This is a genomic window from Proteus sp. G3927 (assembly GCF_963894685.1).
In the GTDB taxonomy this organism is placed as follows: domain Bacteria; phylum Pseudomonadota; class Gammaproteobacteria; order Enterobacterales; family Enterobacteriaceae; genus Proteus; species Proteus mirabilis.
Map to the genome: position 1 here is coordinate 242010 of NZ_CAWQGX010000030.1, position 18181 is coordinate 260190.

At 38.5% G+C, this 18181-nt stretch carries 5 protein-coding genes; 2 read left to right on the forward strand and 3 right to left on the reverse strand.

Annotated features, from left to right (window positions below; translation table 11 throughout):
* The first annotated feature begins 7 nt into the window (after window positions 1-7).
* The gene (gene aceF, locus AACV00_RS14210; RefSeq protein ID WP_060558294.1) at window positions 8-1879 is read left to right on the forward strand and encodes a pyruvate dehydrogenase complex dihydrolipoyllysine-residue acetyltransferase; all 1872 of its coding nucleotides are present in this window, start codon (window positions 8-10) and stop codon (window positions 1877-1879) included.
* Window positions 1880-2080: 201 nt separating this feature from the next.
* Window positions 2081-3508, forward strand: a complete 1428-nt coding sequence (gene lpdA / locus AACV00_RS14215; protein WP_004244077.1) for a dihydrolipoyl dehydrogenase — start codon at window positions 2081-2083, stop codon at window positions 3506-3508.
* 212 nt (window positions 3509-3720) lie between these two features.
* On the opposite strand, the gene rtxA is transcribed toward lpdA, so the two are convergent.
* From rtxA to AACV00_RS14230, 3 genes are all read right to left on the reverse strand, one after another.
* Complete coding sequence (rtxA, locus tag AACV00_RS14220; RefSeq protein ID WP_161737337.1) at window positions 3721-17580, reverse strand: MARTX multifunctional-autoprocessing repeats-in-toxin holotoxin RtxA; 13860 nt, start codon at window positions 17578-17580, stop codon at window positions 3721-3723.
* Between the two features lie 208 nt (window positions 17581-17788).
* On the reverse strand, window positions 17789-17983 hold the full coding sequence (locus tag AACV00_RS14225) for a hypothetical protein (protein WP_223302942.1): 195 nt from the start codon (window positions 17981-17983) through the stop codon (window positions 17789-17791).
* A 33-nt stretch (window positions 17984-18016) separates the two neighbouring features.
* Window positions 18017-18163, reverse strand: coding sequence for a hypothetical protein (locus AACV00_RS14230; protein ID WP_004248541.1), 147 nt, complete (start codon window positions 18161-18163; stop codon window positions 18017-18019).
* Window positions 18164-18181 lie beyond the last annotated feature (18 nt).

An 18181-nucleotide genomic window follows, 5' to 3' on the forward strand; every position in this document is an offset into this window, starting at 1 on the left:
AAAGTGAATGTCTATTGAAATTAAAGTCCCTGATATCGGTGCAGATGAAGTTGAAGTCACCGAAGTGATGGTGAAAGTCGGTGATCGTATTGAGGAAGAACAATCCTTGATCACCGTAGAAGGCGATAAAGCGTCTATGGAAGTGCCATCACCACAAGCGGGTATTGTTAAAGAGATCAAAATTGCCGTGGGCGACAAAGTCGAAACTGGCTCTCTTATCATGATCTTTGATACTGAAGAGGGTGCTCAGGCACCCGCTCAAGAAGCCGCTCCTGCGCCTTCTGCTGCCGCACCTGCTGCGAGCGAACTGAAAGAAGTTCATGTACCAGATATCGGTGGTGATGAAGTTGAAGTCACCGAGGTGATGGTCAATGTAGGTGATACCATTTCAGAAGAGCAATCTCTGATCACGGTTGAAGGTGACAAGGCTTCAATGGAAGTCCCAGCACCTTTTGCTGGCGTAGTAAAAGAGATCAAAATTGCTGTCGGTGATAAAGTGAGCACAGGCTCTCTTATCATGGTATTTGAAGTAGCAGGTAGCGCGCCAGCACCTTCTGCATCAGCTCCGGCTCCTGCAGCATCAGCACCAGCAGCCTCTGCTATTAAAGATGTTAATGTGCCAGATATCGGTGGTGATGAAGTTGAAGTCACCGAAGTGATGGTGAAAGTGGGTGATACCATTGCTGAAGAGCAATCTCTGATCACGGTTGAAGGTGATAAAGCTTCTATGGAAGTTCCAGCACCTTTTGCCGGTGTAGTAAAAGAGATCAAAATTGCTGTCGGTGATAAAGTGAAAACAGGCTCACTGATCATGACCTTTGAAGTTGCCGGTGCCGCACCAGCAGCACAAGCGCCAGCAGCGCCTGCAGCCTCTACATCAGCAGCACCAGCACCTTCTGCTCCAGCAAAAGCGCCTGCTTCTGCACCAGCAGCAAAAGAAGAATTTGTTGAAAACGAAGCTTATGTCCATGCAACACCTGTTATCCGCCGTTTAGCACGTGAATTCGGTGTGAACTTAGCGAAAGTTAAAGGAACGGGTCGTAAAGGACGTATCTTACGTGAAGACGTTCAGTCTTATGTGAAAGAGTTAATTAAACGTGCTGAATCTGCACCTGCTAATGCCGGTGGTGGATTACCAGGTATGTTGCCTTGGCCGAAAGTTGACTTCAGTAAATTTGGTGAAATTGAAGAAGTTGAATTAGGCCGTATCCAGAAAATCTCTGGCGCTAACTTAAGCCGTAACTGGGTGGTGATCCCTCATGTTAATCTGTTTGATGAAGCAGATATCACTGAGGTTGAAGAATTCCGTAAACAGCAAAATAAAGAAGCTGAGAAGAAAAAACTGGATGTTAAGATCACGCCATTAGTCTTCGTGATGAAAGCTGCGGCTAAAGCACTGGCTGATATGCCTCGCTTTAACAGCTCAATTTCAGAAGATGGACAGAAACTGATCCTGAAAAAATACATTAACATCGGTATCGCAGTAGATACACCTAATGGTTTAGTTGTACCTGTGTTTAAAGATGTAAACAAAAAAGGCATCTTAGAACTCTCTTATGAATTAGCAGAAGTTTCTAAGAAAGCACGTGCAGGTAAACTGACTGCATCTGATATGCAAGGTGGATGCTTCACTATTTCTAGCCTTGGTGGTATCGGTACTACCGGTTTTGCACCAATCGTTAATGCGCCAGAAGTTGCGATTATGGGACTGTCTCGTTCTTCGATGAAACCAGTCTGGAACGGTAAAGAGTTCGTACCACGCTTAATGTTACCAATGTCATTATCTTTCGATCACCGTGTGATTGATGGTGCTGACGGTGCTCGATTCATCACTCTGATTAATCAGTACATGAGCGATTTACGTCGTTTGGTAATGTAATCATCTAAACCGGTGCTAAGCACCGGTTTCTCTGATTGCCGTGACAGATTTTGCAGTCATACATTCTAGGTTGTGAGATCTGTCATGTTAGAGCGCTTTTCAGTTTATTAACATTTCTGTAAACTGCATGCGGTATGTAAGTCTCGGTGTTAAATATGGATTATCGTCTGACTCGCCGGACAAATAAATAATGAGGTCACGATGAGTACTGAAATTAAAGCACAGGTAGTGGTTCTCGGTGCAGGCCCTGCGGGTTATTCCGCGGCGTTTCGTTGCGCTGACTTAGGTTTAGATACAGTTTTAGTTGAACGTCACTCTACATTAGGTGGTGTTTGTCTGAACGTGGGGTGTATCCCTTCTAAAGCGTTACTCCACGTTGCTAAAGTAATCGAAGAAGCGAAAGCATTATCTGAACACGGTGTCGTTTTTGATGCACCGAAAACAGATATCGACAAAATTCGCATCTGGAAAGACAAAGTTATTTCTCAGTTAACCGGTGGCTTAGCTGGCATGGCTAAAGGCCGTAAAGTAAATGTTGTTAACGGCGAAGCTCGATTCACAGGCTCACATACATTGTCTGTTGAAGGTAGTGAAGGTACAACAACAATCACTTTCGAAAATGCTATCGTTGCCGCAGGCTCTCGTCCAATCGAATTACCTTTTATTCCACATGAAGATCCACGTGTGTGGGATTCAACAGATGCACTACAACTGAAAACAGTACCAGAGCGTTTACTGGTCATGGGTGGTGGGATCATCGGTTTGGAAATGGGTACTGTTTATCATGCGTTGGGTTCACAAATTGACGTGGTTGAAATGTTCGATCAAGTTATCCCAGCGGCAGATAAAGACGTAGTTAAAGTCTTTACTAAACGTATCAGCAAAAAATTCAATCTGATGCTAGAAACCAAAGTGACCGCCGTTGAAGCAAAAGAAGATGGTATCTATGTCACAATGGAAGGCAAAAAAGCACCAGCTGAGCCTCAACGTTATGATGCTGTATTAGTTGCTATCGGTCGTGTACCAAATGGTAAATTATTAGACGCAGGTAAAGCCGGTATTGAAGTTGATGATCGTGGCTTTATCCATGTTGATAAACAAATGCGTACTAATGTACCTCACATCTTTGCTATTGGTGATATTGTTGGTCAACCAATGCTGGCACACAAAGGTGTTCATGAAGGTCACGTTGCTGCTGAAGTTATCTCTGGTAAGAAACATTACTTTGATCCTAAAGTTATTCCATCAATCGCTTATACTGAGCCAGAAGTTGCATGGGTTGGTATGACTGAAAAAGAAGCGAAAGAGAAAGGTGTTAGCTATGAAGTAGCAACTTTCCCTTGGGCAGCATCTGGTCGTGCAATTGCATCAGACTGTGCAGATGGTATGACTAAACTAATTTTTGACAAAGAAACCAACCGTGTTATCGGTGGGGCAATTGTCGGCTCTAACGGTGGTGAACTGTTAGGTGAAATTGGTTTAGCTATTGAAATGGGTTGTGATGCTGAAGATATCGCATTAACCATCCACGCTCACCCAACGCTATACGAATCAATCGGTATGGCTGCGGAAGTATTTGAAGGTAGCATCACTGACCTGCCAAATCCAAAAGCGAAAAAGAAAAAATAAGTTGATTTTATAATCAAGACAAAGTGTAAATGTTAAGAGCCAAGTTCATTATGAGCTTGGCTCTTTTTTCATTATGATGGATTAAACAACATAGGAATTTAATTTGATACGATATTATTTTTCCATTGAGAGTACTCTTAAGATAAAAACCTCTCGCGTCACAGTTCATATCCAACGGAGAGGATTTATTATAGTTATAGAGTATGGTTAAACTACACTAATATGCCTTTTCCTGAAATTGTATCTGTCCAAGCTACGGCTATCATTTGTTTAGCCTCATCACTTATATTATCGAAAAATCCGGATGCGCCTGCCTTCATAGGAAATGTACTCATGGCCTGAATTTGAATAGCGAGTGCATTGCTTGATAAAGCCGTATATTCGCGCTGATCAGAGTGATCTTTATCAGTCATTGCGATAACGATTTTTGCCTGATTACCATTGAAATAATCAGTAAAAGTAGTTGAGCCAATGTGCTCAAATGTGGCTTGTTCCCCTGTATTTTGTGGGAAGCGAATATGTGAGATCTTTAAATCATAGCCACTGCGTTCAAACCATAATTTATTCCAATCAATACCTCCAAGTACAATATTATCTTCTTGGCTAATATCGTCTATATAACAATCAATCACATTATTATTAATCAGGAAGCTATCGATACCGTTTCCACCTTTGAAGTGGTTCTGATATCCACCTAATATGATAATATCATTACCTGTATTACCATTAAGAAGGCTAAATTTCGAGAATGAAGCTGCAATTAGTTGATCATTTCCATCGCCTCCATCAACTACGGCGTGATAACCCATTAGTTGAATTTCGTCATCACCGCCCCCTCCATTCAACCTATTGTAGTTACCAAAAATTTTGGCAAAATCATTGCCTTCTTCTAAGGATATTTGGTTGTGGTTACCAATTGTGACAACAAAATCTTGTTCACTACCACTGAAAATGCGATTGTAGTTACCGGTAGTGACAGCATAGTCATTACCTGCATTAGTGTGAATTTCACCGCCTTCCCCAAAGATAAATGCTTTATCGAGTCCGTCACCTAAATAGACATTATTGATCCGACCGGCGATAATAGCAGTGTCATCTCCATCGCCTCCAAACATCATGTTTGAGCGCCCCATCAAGACGCCGAGATCATTTCCGTAACCCCCAGTAAAAATATTTGAGATCCCCGTTGCATAGAAAGTATCTGAACCACGCCCACCCCAAAAATTATTATTATCTCCTAGGTAAGCGCCGAGATCATTACCATCTCCCCCCCAGTTGAAATTATAGTTGCCAAGAGAGACATGTATGTCACCATCGCCTTTTAAATGACCACTATTACGCAAGAAATCGAGCGTTTTCTTCTCCATGTTCAGTACATCAGCTGCTAAATTTTCTTTGAGGTTTTCTGCGAGATCACGCATATCTGTTTGTTTATCTTTATTAAAGATTGTGGCAAATAGATTGGGGATATTTAGCGAATTGAAGCCGAAAGGGCGATCATTTTCCTCTGTGATCTTGCTATTTTCAGTTTGACTCGTTGTTATTGGTGTTTGGGCATTAATTGAAACTTCAGATTCATTTTGTTGATCTTCTGTCGCTTTTTCTTTTAAACCATGGCTTTCAGCAAATGAAATAATACCATCCTTGCCCAGATTAATAGATGATTGGAGGTTGTCTAATAATTTAGTCGGATCAGTAAATGCGGACAGTTTTTCACCTCCAAACTCAGTCACTACAGCGAGCATATCTTTCAAAATAGCGACAACATCAATGGGCTCACCATTACGAGAGATTATTTTTCCATCTGTGGTAGAGTCTACTCCAAAAATATCCCCCAGAGTCGTGTCTGAACTCACGCTGGCTAACCGACCTAGCAATTTATTTTTTAACTTAGTTGGTAAGTTTTGGGGGGTATAAGTAAAGGTGGTTTCCACCATACCAGTTGCTGTAAATTGCTGCGTCATTAAGCCAAATAATGAGCCAAGATTAGTGTCTATAATAGACTGGATATTATCACCAAACATCAAGTTCCAATTCCCGGCAGTAACTTGAATATCAGCACCTTGACCACCAATGGCGAAATTAAAAGCGATTTTACTATCTAGTTGACGAAGTTGCTCAGCTCGGCTGATTTTTCCCATCTCGTTGTTATTGCCACTACCACCTAACCACTGGTTATATTTTTTGTTTAGTGTGGCTTCTAGATCACTCTTTAATCCACGGCTACTACGCTTATTCTGTGAATTCAGATCAGTCAGTGTTTTATAGTCAACATTGCTCGTTTGGTCTATTCCTGACATATCTATGGCAAATTTTTTAGCGCCAGCGAGTGTCCACTGATCGTTTTGTGCCGACAACCAATCATTATCATTATTTTCACCTGAGCATGCGATTGACTCTAGAACTTTGGTGATTCTAGCAGCACCATCAAAAGGGTTGATCAGTGGAGGGGTTGGAATTGATTTTTCTAACATCACAATAAGATCATTACTACGCCCCAGATTAAAGCTGACGTTACGTGTACCAACAAATAATTGCATACCTTCGAAAGCTTGATAGCCAGCAATATCAACACTATGTTTACTATCACCATTACCAACGTGTACCATCACATTGTTATCACCGAAAACCAGTGATTTAAATCCGCCAGTACCTACTTTGATCCCAAGATTAGAGGTTCCCCAATTAACCGTTGTAAACTCGCCGTCACCCACACTGACTTGGATATTGCCAGAATAGCTTAGTGATGAATTATCACTTCCTGATGAGCTTTGTTTGGTTGATTTTTTACCTTTTTTGGGGGCGGTAAAGACTTCATTATTATCTGCAATTGCGCCACGTACTTTGTTGTCAGCTGAAGCACCTATTTTAGTCAAATCAATATCACCTTCAGCAACACCATTATGTATTTGCTCAAATTCAGTCGTGATTTTGCCTTCTTTATTCCAATCTAACACTACCTTGTTTTGGGTTTGTTTGGCTACCCACTCTCCGTTGTTATCTTTGGTGTATTTGTGACCATTGCTATCAACGGCGACCTCTGTTACTCGAGCAGAAACGCTACTACGAATGCCTTGTTGATCTAATGCATTGATAAACTGGTGGGCAAATCCTGCCTGCTTGTCATTACTTATTAATGAACAACCGACAATACTGATATGTTCAGGAGTTGTATTGATATTATTTTCTTTGCTGAATACGGTATTGAATTTAACCAATTGATTGGAAAGCTCATCAGCATTGTAGTTGCTAAGGCGTAAATGATTATTTTCGGTTGTTTCACGACCATGGCCAACAAGCTGCCAACGTATTTTACCTGAAAGTTGTGCTGGGTCGCCATAAGCTACGCGGTAATGACCATCGGCATCCAATTGTACCACGATACTATTTTTGGCATGTTTAGCGGCAAGTGCCGAAGCTGCTTGAGCGACTATCGGATCATCCTCTGTTTGGATAATAATCTGGCTATCAAAACGACTATCACCCCCATTATCATTGGGTTTTACATATACCATCCCCCAATCAGTCACCTTATTCTTTTTTATCGGGTTTTGTATTGAATCTAACGCATTTCTGTGATTGGTGTTATTTACATACTCTGGGGATAGTAAACTTGATATTATTTGTTTACCGTATTGATTCATCAACTTAAGGCTCTCTAAATGAGAAACATCGGTTCTTTCTCCTTTAACTAGATATCCTTTATCAAGTAATTTAGTGCGCATTTTTTCACCACCAATGCCCAGCTCGCCACAGTCAGTGAGCAATATAATGGGGATATCTTTTGAGAAACCCTGTAGATTTTTTTCTACGGAGAATTGGCCATTGATTTTTTTTGCGAGTTGTCCAGTCAATTTCTTAAGGCTATATTCATCATAAGATTCAATTGCTTTTGACATACTTGGCATTGGTCTATCTAAGAATAGCCCAGCTATATGCTGACCGTTAGCTGAAATATCGCTGGCTAATTTAGCCGCAATTGGTGCCCCCATGGAATAACCATGAATAATAATATTTTTAGGATCGATACCTTTATCATTAACGAGATAACGGAACATGGTTTGTGCATCAGCATACATTCCTTGCTCTGTTGGCGAGCCATCGCTTTCGCCAAACCCTCGCATGTTAATCGCTAACATATCGATGCCTTGTTGGTTATAATAATGATAAAAACTAGAGGATTGTTTTTCGGTAGGGGAATTTGAACCATGTAAAAATAGTACTACTTTCTTATCGGTAGCTTCTGGAATATTGTCGTTTCCTCTGTAATATGATCCTGTAAGACGGCCTGCATCCCCTTTTAATGTTATTTTTTCTTCATTTTTTATTCTCATCACCGTTGTCATGTCTCTACAACGTTCATAGCTGCCGAAAAAATGATCATTAAAAAAACGTGTTAATGGGCTAAGATTTTTTCTCTCGTTTGGTGATGTACCGTCATTATCAATAGCCACTTTATTGTGGTCTGATAATGCTTGTAAATTAGAATGTATAGGTTTGCCTTGTTGTACCGCAATTTGGGCTAAGCGTGCTTCCTGTATCTTTTGAGAAAATTTATACAACTCATTTGGTGTCCATATGCCAAATCGAGGTTTCCAATGATGACCAATCAGTTGATCTGCTCCGCCTGCTTTTAATATTCTAGCAACAATACTAGAACAGTTCTTGGTTAATAATTGGTAACGAGGATCAGACTGGCTATTAATGCGCTTCCACTCTTTTTGCATGGCGGCGGCATCAAGTCCCTCTAGATTAATGCGAAACACCACGCCATCATTTGTATCATCAGCGACACTTGTTTTGAAATTTTCTGTTTTTCGGTCTTCAATTTCTTTAATTTTCTTGATTTCCAATGCAAAGGTTTGGTTAATCATCGCTGTTGGAAAGGCGACTTTTAGCCAGTTTTTCACTGCGATTGAAAAGTTTGTTGATACTTCAAGTAGATTACTATTTGGGCTATTCCACTGTTTAATAAAGGGGTGTGAAATTTCAGGTGGGATATGTGTTTCTGATATCCAATGAGGAACCTTCAACAGTAAGCCTGCGATTTTAGGTGTAATATTTTCGAGACCTCGGGTAAGATTCGTTTTATCTCTAAATTCTTTTAACTGTCTGTCATTTTTCCCTTCATTTTTATTTAATTTGAAATTCGTCTTTTCCTCTTCTTGAATATCAATTTGTAACGTCATGAAATTTGTTGAGCGACTCACTGGTTGGCTTAAATCATACCAGCGTAATTTTAAATCAGGATTTTCTTCTGTTGTAATATTCAGTGGGTTTACGAGCGATTTGCTCCCGGCAGGCCACCAACTGACATAATTATCATCATGGTTATCCTGCACACTATCGCTATCTAATTGTAAGCGCCCAGAACCTATTTGTAGCGCAGCATGCCCCAAGCGACTATGTTTGCTGGGCTTCCAGATATATAGTGTAGAACTGATTGGTGAAACTTGTTGTTCAATTGCTTGGTGAATTTTTTTCAATCCTGACAGGTCAATACCATGGCCATTTTGGGCAAATTCATTTTCTGTAAATTGATTAAATACCTGATTGGTAATTTCACTGCCATACTCTTTTTCGACCAATCTTTTAATGCTTGTGATTGCATTTTTACCACTGATAAGTTTGTCTTGGTTTTGTAAATTATTTTTCCCTTTTGTAACAAAGTTGCCGTTTTCATCAAGATAAATATGTTTGTTGATTTTTAAGTTAGCATTTGAAAAAATCTCATATAAATAACTAAAAGTATTATTTGAATCAACTTGCTGGCTATTACTTAATAAGATAGAAGCATGTTTATAACGTATATCAACTTGGTCGCGTAATTGTTGCAATGCTTCGTTACGTTTTGAATCAGGGTGTTTAAGCAGATAACTATTAATTTGTATACGTAATGTGGATAGTTGCTGAAATATATCTATTGGTGTGTTGTTTGTATTTGTACTTTGTAATTCATAATCTCTAAGCGATTGAATGATCGCTTTATAATTTTCACCGCGTGCTTTTCCTGTCACCTCTGCAGCGGAGGTTAATTCATCAGCAGTCATTAGATTCGAATAGGCAACAGGTTGCCAATTTTCACCGACTTTTTCTGATAATATTCGTGAATGGTTTTTATCGAGTGACACGATTGTATTATCTAAGAAATAAAGTTGCTCAGGGATAGAGTCAAAATCACGATAATGAGTGAGTATAAAATTACTCATTATTTTTTGTTGTTCTTGATTATCTCCATTTTTTATATAAATAAATTTTTCATTCGTTTCATCTGATGCTTGTGTCAGTAGAAAACCCGTTTCCTGTTCACTAAAAACAATATTGAGCTTTTGTTCAGCAGAAATAAGAGGGGAGGTGTTTTCTAGCTCTTGACGGATATTTTCAGAACCTGACAACGCGTGTAAGTTAGGTGGAATCATTCTACTTTGTTGTCGTGCCATTTGCGCTTCTTGTAACTCTTGAGCAAATGCGAACATTTGATTTGGTGTCCAAATATTATATTTAGGTTGCCAGTTATAGCCAATCAGTTCATCTGCGCCACCCGCTTTTAAAACTTTCGCTACGATACTCGAACAATTTTGGGTTAATAAATGATAACGACCATTAGGTGAATTTTTAATTCGTTGCCATTCAGCTTGCATAGCAGCAACGTCTAACCCCTCTAAATTAATACGGAATACTCGTCCTTCATCAGGTAAGCTGGTTTTAAATCTGTCAATACTTTTTTGTTTTTGCTCAGCAAATTCGTTTTCTACTAAAGCAATTCGTTTTTTCGTTAACGTTGGATCCTTACCTTCTTGTATCCAAGTCTTCATCGCTTTTAATAATTGAATAGATATATCTTCTTGTTGTGTTTTTATATTATCCCATTGTTCAATAAAAGGCTGTGCAACAGAAAGTGGGATTTTTCTTTTTGATAGTAACGTGGGCTCTGTCAATAGTATCATGGCACCATTTATAGTTATGGTATTGCCACTAAATTTACCTTGTACAGCTTCTAGAAAATTTGTGGCGATGTTGTTGAGTTTTTTCTGAGTTATTACCCATTCATCAATAAAAGGTTGTCCAATTGTTCGAGGTATATTTGAATTTTCTATATAATTAGGGATCATCAATATATTTTTTGCGTCTGCAAGAGATAAATCATCTGCAGTGCTGACCGTTTCACCTTTCGCAATATTCATGAGTCGGTCATATCTGTTTAGTTGTTTATATTTGTAATTTAAACCAAAGCCATCATTTTCTTCTGCTGCAACATCCGATGCTAACGACTCTTTTAGTTGTGAGGGGACTCCCATCACATCAAAATATGACTTTGCCTTGTTAGGCCACCAACTGATGTAGTTTTCTTTATGATTATTTTGTGCGTCTTCTGTGTTTAACAGTAAGCGACCTTGACCTATTTGTAGTGTGGCGTGTTCCAAATTACTATGATTGCTTGGTTTCCAGATATATAAGGTTGCACTATGAGGAGATAGTTCCCGCTCAATAGCTCTGTGAATTTTTTTTAACCCTGAAACATCAATACCCTCGCCGTTTTCAGCGAATTCATTATTTGCAAATTGACTGAAGACTTTATTGGCAATCGGTGCGCCATATTCTTTTTCTACGGCATTTTTTACTCGCTCAATCACTTCTTTTCCGCTGGTTAGTCTATTTTTCCCTTGCAGATTGTTTTTTCCTTCAGTGACAAAGTGTCCGTTAATATCAATATAAATGTGTTTACTTCTTTTTAAATTGGCATTTGAAAGTGAATCGTATAAGCGACTAAAGCTGCTATCAGCGTTGATGGTGTGACTATCTTGTATTAAAGCCGATGCGTGTTTATAACGTGTATTGACTTGAGTTTGTAACTGTTTCAATCCATCATTGCGTTCAGAGTCGGGGTGTCCTAATAGGTAACTATCAATTTGGTTTCGCAACTGAGCTAGCACTCTCAATTTCTCTATTGGTAAGCAGTTTGTATTCGATTCTTTTTCATGGTATTCCGAGAGAGTTGTAATGATTGATTTATAACTTTCGCCTTGTATTTTGCCTTTAACACTTGCAACTTTATGTAGTTCATCAACTGACATGACTTTTGAATCAGTTAGCATTTGCCATTTATGTTCTACGTATTCTGCAAGTATCCTATCTTTGTTGTTATGACTTGATTTAATTTTGTCATTTTCTAAATGAAGTTCATTAGGCATTGCTTCAAAATTTGAATAATTAGCTAAAATAAAGTGTTCTATTATTTTTTGCTGAGTGGGATCATTGATGTTATCCAAATAAATATTTTTTTGGATACGACCACTATTTTTTTCCAAAATAAAAGTAAAGTAAGTATTTCTATTCTTAATTTTTACATTGAATTTTTGTTTTAGCGTTTCAAAAATGGGGCTTTCGCCTAATCCAGAAAGATTGACCGCGATAGCTCCTATTTTGTGATATTGAAGATTGCCTGAACGAAGAGAAGGTTGTTGATAGGTTGCTACGTCATCTCCATTAAGGTCTGATGTAAAAGAGGGAAGAACGTTTGCCGATTTTTGTCGGATCCCAGCATTGATGCTTAAACGATTAATGGCTTGCTGAGCATCATCAAGTAATTCCTGATTAAATGTTGTCAGTTTATTATTGAAACGACCATCATTTTTTTTAGTTGATATTGGTTTGATATAACTGGATGGATTATTATCAGCCCCCTCTACATAGGCCGCTTCTCCGGATAAACCGCTACCATGCGCCCTGTGACGATTAGGTTTATCACTTTCTTTCAGTTGAACAGATTTAGCTTCTTTTTGTGCTTTATCCGATATGCTAGTCGCTGTTTTTTGCTCCGTATCTCCTCGTGATCTCGCATCTTCCACCATGGTTGATGCTTTTTTCTCTGCCATTTGAGCACTATTTTTTTTATCTATCGCGTCTGAGTATCTTTTATCTGCATCGTTTTTTGCTTTGGAAGTATCGAGTTGCACTTCTTGACAATGTTCTTCACTTTGAATAACGCCATATTCCGATTTTTTTATCGATTTTTTCACCTTTGTAAGGTTTGCAACATACTGAGTTTTAATATTATTAACAGGCACTGAAACAATTTTTTTAGTATTAATTAAGCTCTTCTGTACATCATTTAAAATTCCTTCCGCGAATGGCTCACTCCATTGTTGATCTGAGGGGGGGGCATCTTGTGAATATTCGCTGAGTACTTCCAGTGTTTGACCAACTGTGGTCAAATTGTGTGTTACTGAATTAGCTTCTTCAAGAATGGCATCGCGTTCTCTATGGCCGTTTTTCTCCAGTGCAAGGTGATCGGTCGATTCAAGTTCAGTCTGTGTGGTAGAGATGTGGTCTAATAGGCGTTGTTTTTCATCAGTTAGTTTTTGACGATTGGCATCTGCCTTCTTTTTGTCAGCGAGGGCATTTTTTGTCGCATCAGAATCTGAGATATGCTTGTTTATATTTGCTACAGCTGATTTAGCGACAATATTTCTTAGTCTGTAATTATTTCCTTGCAAGCCATCAGAGCCTGGAATGGTAAAAATAAGACGATTATTTTCTGCATTTGCGGTTAATTTAATTTGTTGTTGTTGCCATGCTATTGACTTATCATCACTTGATGAAGTGAAGACAACCTCACCATTCCAGATAACACTTAATTTATTCTCTGTTGGCGTATTATCTTGTCGTTCATACTCAAAACTTAATTCAATCACCTCATTTTGCATTAAACCACTAATATCTTGATATATAGCGATATTTGGTTCATATTCTTCCTTGTATTCTGCTATAAGTCCACCATCCCAATAATCTTTATTATTAGTATTAGTTGGTGTATCAATAGAGGCTCTATGTCCATATTGGCTAATTGCTGTAATTTTATCCTGAGTATATGCAATATTCCAACTTTCTGTTACAGGGTTAAATCCATGTTTAAAGTCACCATTTATGATCAAATTCGGACTGTTATTGGTTAAGTTGGATTCATCTGTATTAACATCACTTAAACTAGGGGTTTCTACCTCTGTGATATGACCTTTTAAATTTATATCAATGTTACTCTTCACTTCGTCGATTTTGTTCATTTTGAAACCGTCGATTGAAGATTTTTCAATTAAATGAATAGCGCCTTTGCCTTTGCGGGAGCCGGAAGTGGTTACATCATCACCTTGTACTAAATAGTTAATAGCCTGACTCCCGACCACACCAAGTACACTCTGTTTTATATTGCCGAAGAATGTAGCGAGTTTATTACTTTGAGTATTACTAGAAGCAACCGATAAGCTGTAGATATCACCATTGCCAATTTTAACGATGACATTGTTTTTTGCGTAAGAGGCGTTAATACCTAAACCGTTACCAACATGGATATTTGCATTAGCGGTACCTTTCATGACCGAAACATTTAAGCCGTCACCCACTTTGGTACTTACGTTATATTTCCCCCAAGCAACGTTTACAGATACACCATTCCCCACTTTAGTATTGATATTTGCGTTGCCGTATGTAACGGTAACACCTAGGCCATCACCTACGGTTGTTGTAATATTTGCTTGGCCTTTTGCTATGGTGACTTGCGTGCCATTACCTACTTTTGTCGAAATATTGGCTTTACCCCAAACTATGCCATAGTTGTCACCTTTTCCGAGCATAGTGACAATATTTGCATGACCTTTTGCTAAGGTGACCTGACGACCATCACCAATTTGTGTTACAACATTCCCATTGCCCCATGCACCAGTATAATTATTTCCACTACCTACGTGTGTAATAATATTGATATTACCTTTAACAACAGAGGTTTCTTGTCCATTACCTACTTTGGTAATGATGTTGGCATTTCCTTTGGCGAAGTTATATCGTTCACCATCGCCGATATGAGTGAAAATATTGGCTTTACCCCATGCCGCATTAATGCCTAAACCATAGCCTACTTTTGTGATGATATTGGCGTTGCCTTTGGCAAAACCAATCGTGGTGCTATTACCAATATGGGTCATAATATTTCCCACCTTTGAAATCAGCAGACCCACGGTGAGCCCATCACCCACTTTTGTTAAAATATTCGCTTTTCCGCCGAGGATCGCAGCGGTTATTCCATCACCTACATGAGTAACGATATTTCCTTTCGCACCAGCAATGATTCCCGCAATGCCATCACCCACTTTTGTTATGATATTGGCTTGGCCTAATGCAAGTATGCCAGTTATCCCATCACCGATATGGGTCATAATATTGGCTTTGCCAAACATCGCTGATAATGTGGTTCCATTACCCACTTTGGTCATGATATTTGCTTTACCAGAAAACAGCCCAATACCAATGCCATCACCGACATGGGTATAAATATTAGCCACACCTAGCATTAATCCCAACGTTAATCCATTGCCAACTTTGGTAAGGACATTACCTTTACCCACCATTGCAGCAAAGGTTTCTTCATGCCCAATGTGAGTAAAAATATTAGCACTGCCAATCATTGCAGCTAATGTCATGCCATCGCCCACTTTTGTGGCTATATTGCCTATCGCTAACATTAGAGCAACCGACATTCCATCACCCACATGAGTGAACACATTCCCTTTGGCGATCATTAGTGCCAAAGTATTCCCATTGCCTATTTTGGTATAGACGTTGCCTAAACCTCCCATTAGCGCCCAAGCTTCACCATTACCTATATGGGTGAATATATTGCCACCACCGACCATGGCACCTATACTGGTTCCATTACCGACTTTAGTGAAAATATTCCCCACAGCGCCCATTATACCTAGGGTTTGCCCATCGCCAACATGTGTTAGTACATTACCAATACCTAGCATAATGCCTGAAAGATCACCATTACCTACTTTAGTTAAGATATTGGCACCTCCAAGCATAACGCCATGTATGTTACCGTTTCCGATATGTGTTAGGACATTGCCACCTCCCCCCATTATGGCTAAAATATCACCTTGACCTTTTTTTGTTAAAATATTTAATCCACCTAGGGTGATGGTGTAAGTGTTTGATTTTGCTTTGTTATTGCTGATATGTGTAATGATATTAGCACCACCTAACATGATGCTACTTAGGTCGCCTTCACCCATTTTAGTCAGGACATTTCCACCGCCGCCGAGTAAAGATGTAATAGTACCAGCACCGACTTGTGTCATGACATTAAGTCCGCCTAATGCTCGCCATAAAGCCTTATCACGCTGATGACTATCAATCTGGGTATGGGTATTTAATCCTCCTAACATTGTGATATGACTATCACCTTGTCCTTTGTGAATAGAAACATTCCCTAATGCCGTAAGATGTGCTTTATATTCACCGTCACCAATTCGGATTAATACATTCGTGGCACCAGTAGCATTAATGTTCATTCTTCCTTCTTTACTTTGATGTAGTAAGACATTTGCTAATCCTCCTCCATCAAATGTTAGGTCTCCTCTTTGACCTTTTTTTACAATGATGTTGGCTGCGCCTCCACCAGTAAAGTTGGTATTACCATAATTAGAGTTATGTTTTATTACATTTGCTATGCCGCCACCTGTAAAATTGATATCACCTTGTGTAACATCAGATTTAATGACATTACCAGCGCCACCACCTGTGAAATTGATATCACCAGAGCATTCAGCAGAATTATCGTCTTTAAAAAGTTCTTGTGCTACGCCCAACTTGATTGTTTCTAGAGACTTTCTTTGGATTTGTTCTGTATTAATGTGTTGAAATACTTTTAAATTAGATAATTGATAGTGGCTATCAGCATTTATTTTTGTGAAACGTGGTGATTCGATAATTTCTTGTTTTTCTAATGTATTCCAACAATTATTGACCACACTAAGATTATAGGTATCCTCAAAATTTTTTTTATCAAAACGTATGTTCCTAATGTCCCCACTATCAGGCGTTATACGCCAAAGTTCGGAATCGTATTGAAGTTTTCCCGTTTCAGGATCATTGTAAATTTTGACTTTATTAAAGGTATAATCTCGACGACCATAGTCTGATATGAATAAATTGGTATCCCTTGGGCCCGGTGTTTTAAACAAATAAGTATTTGGTTCTCGCAATGATTTAATCGCTTTTACTTCAACAGATTTACCGAATTCGAAATTTTGCTTATTATCACTTGTTAGAAAATTAATACTTTTATCTAAGTCTAGATTTAACATATAAGCACTTGTTAGAAAAATATTTTCAGCTTTCGTATATTCAACTAATAAATCATTATGAGGATGAACTTGAGTTGTACGAATGATCTCATTGTAAGCCCCAGCTCCATAAAATGTGATATTGCCTTGTGCTATATTGGAATAGATATGATTATAACCTCCCCCCCCCGAAAAATAGATATTGCCACTTGTTTCTTTATAGGTATCAGTATTTCGGCTGATACGTGTAAGCCTATTATTGGCTCCTGCTCCATACATAAAGATATCGCCTGATTTACCTTCGCGTATTAAGACGTTTTCTAAGCCACCTCCGGTAAATTTAATATCACCTGTTTCAACGCGAGAGATGATTCCGTTGCCTCCGCCTAATCCTTCAAAATTAATATTTCCTTTTGAATTTTGATAGCTATTAAACCAAGTACGAACCAATTTATTATAGCCTCCCCCCCCTTTAAACGTCATATTGCCAGTATTGGTTTCATGCCAAATTTGATTGTAACCGCCAGCACCTTGGTAGTTGATATTACTAATTGCGCCTTTACGGGTGATGATATTTGCAATAGCAGCTCCTGAATAATTGATATTTCCATATTCATATCCAGTATGATTAATCTTAATCGCGGCAGAAGCACCAACATATTTCAGATCGCCATGACCGGACTTTTCAATTTCTCCCCATGCATTTAATCCTCTGACATCTAAATCACCGTTCTCATCAATAATCTTAAGATAAGCACTTCCCCCTCTGACAAAATCGTGCCCGTCTCCGGTGTAAGCGGTAACTGCTAATGTTCCGACTGTGATTGTATCGTGTCCCTTTCCTGCATAAATGATCCCTCCAAAACCTATGGCATCAATATCGTCATTTCCATCTGTACCATAACGTTTTCCTGTAAAAGTAAACTCTAAATCTTTTAAAATTTTTGACATCATTTTCCCTCAAACTTATTTTTAATAAAAAGTACAGTAATTTTTAAATACAGTAGTTCTAGCATCTCTATATACCCTTCTAGCGTCTGACTTGACTGAATTGTCTTTTTTAAGACAAAAAAACTGAAGAGAGAAGATTATTGTAAATAATCGTTTCCTCTCTTTAATTAGTTGTATTTATTTCAGTTATTAATAAACAGGGTAAGAGTTAATTTATGATGAATAAGTTCTTATATAAAATTATTCTTCTATTATTTGTTTTTTTTATTAAATGAAGGGCAGTAAAATTTTCAGTCATATTAGTTTCATTTTGAAGAATAGGAAGTAGATCTGCTGCAATTAGCTTTTCAAACTCTTTGTTTATGCATGGATTTTCCAGCATGCTTTTAATTATTGAAGCCATATAAATAAAACCAGAAGCAGGAATGTGGATCACTTACTTTAGGGCTAATTCTTCATCTTTTTCTGGCATGATACCTTGTGCTATTTTATGAGGATCTTGACCGACAAAATAGAGTGAAAATATACTATTATTATAATTAATGCTTGATATTTCTTGGACAAATTTTTCGTTAATTGCCATAAAGACTTTCTCCATATA

Bases quoted from the DNA above. Each gene is read 5' to 3' on its own strand.
- aceF (WP_060558294.1), top strand. From the start codon at position 8: ATGTCTATTGAAATTAAAGTCCCTGATATCGGTGCAGATGAAGTTGAA.
- lpdA (WP_004244077.1), top strand. From the start codon at position 2,081: ATGAGTACTGAAATTAAAGCACAGGTAGTGGTTCTCGGTGCAGGCCCT.
- rtxA (WP_161737337.1), bottom strand. From the start codon at position 17,580: ATGTCAAAAATTTTAAAAGATTTAGAGTTTACTTTTACAGGAAAACGT.
- AACV00_RS14225 (WP_223302942.1), bottom strand. From the start codon at position 17,983: ATGGCTTCAATAATTAAAAGCATGCTGGAAAATCCATGCATAAACAAA.
- AACV00_RS14230 (WP_004248541.1), bottom strand. From the start codon at position 18,163: ATGGCAATTAACGAAAAATTTGTCCAAGAAATATCAAGCATTAATTAT.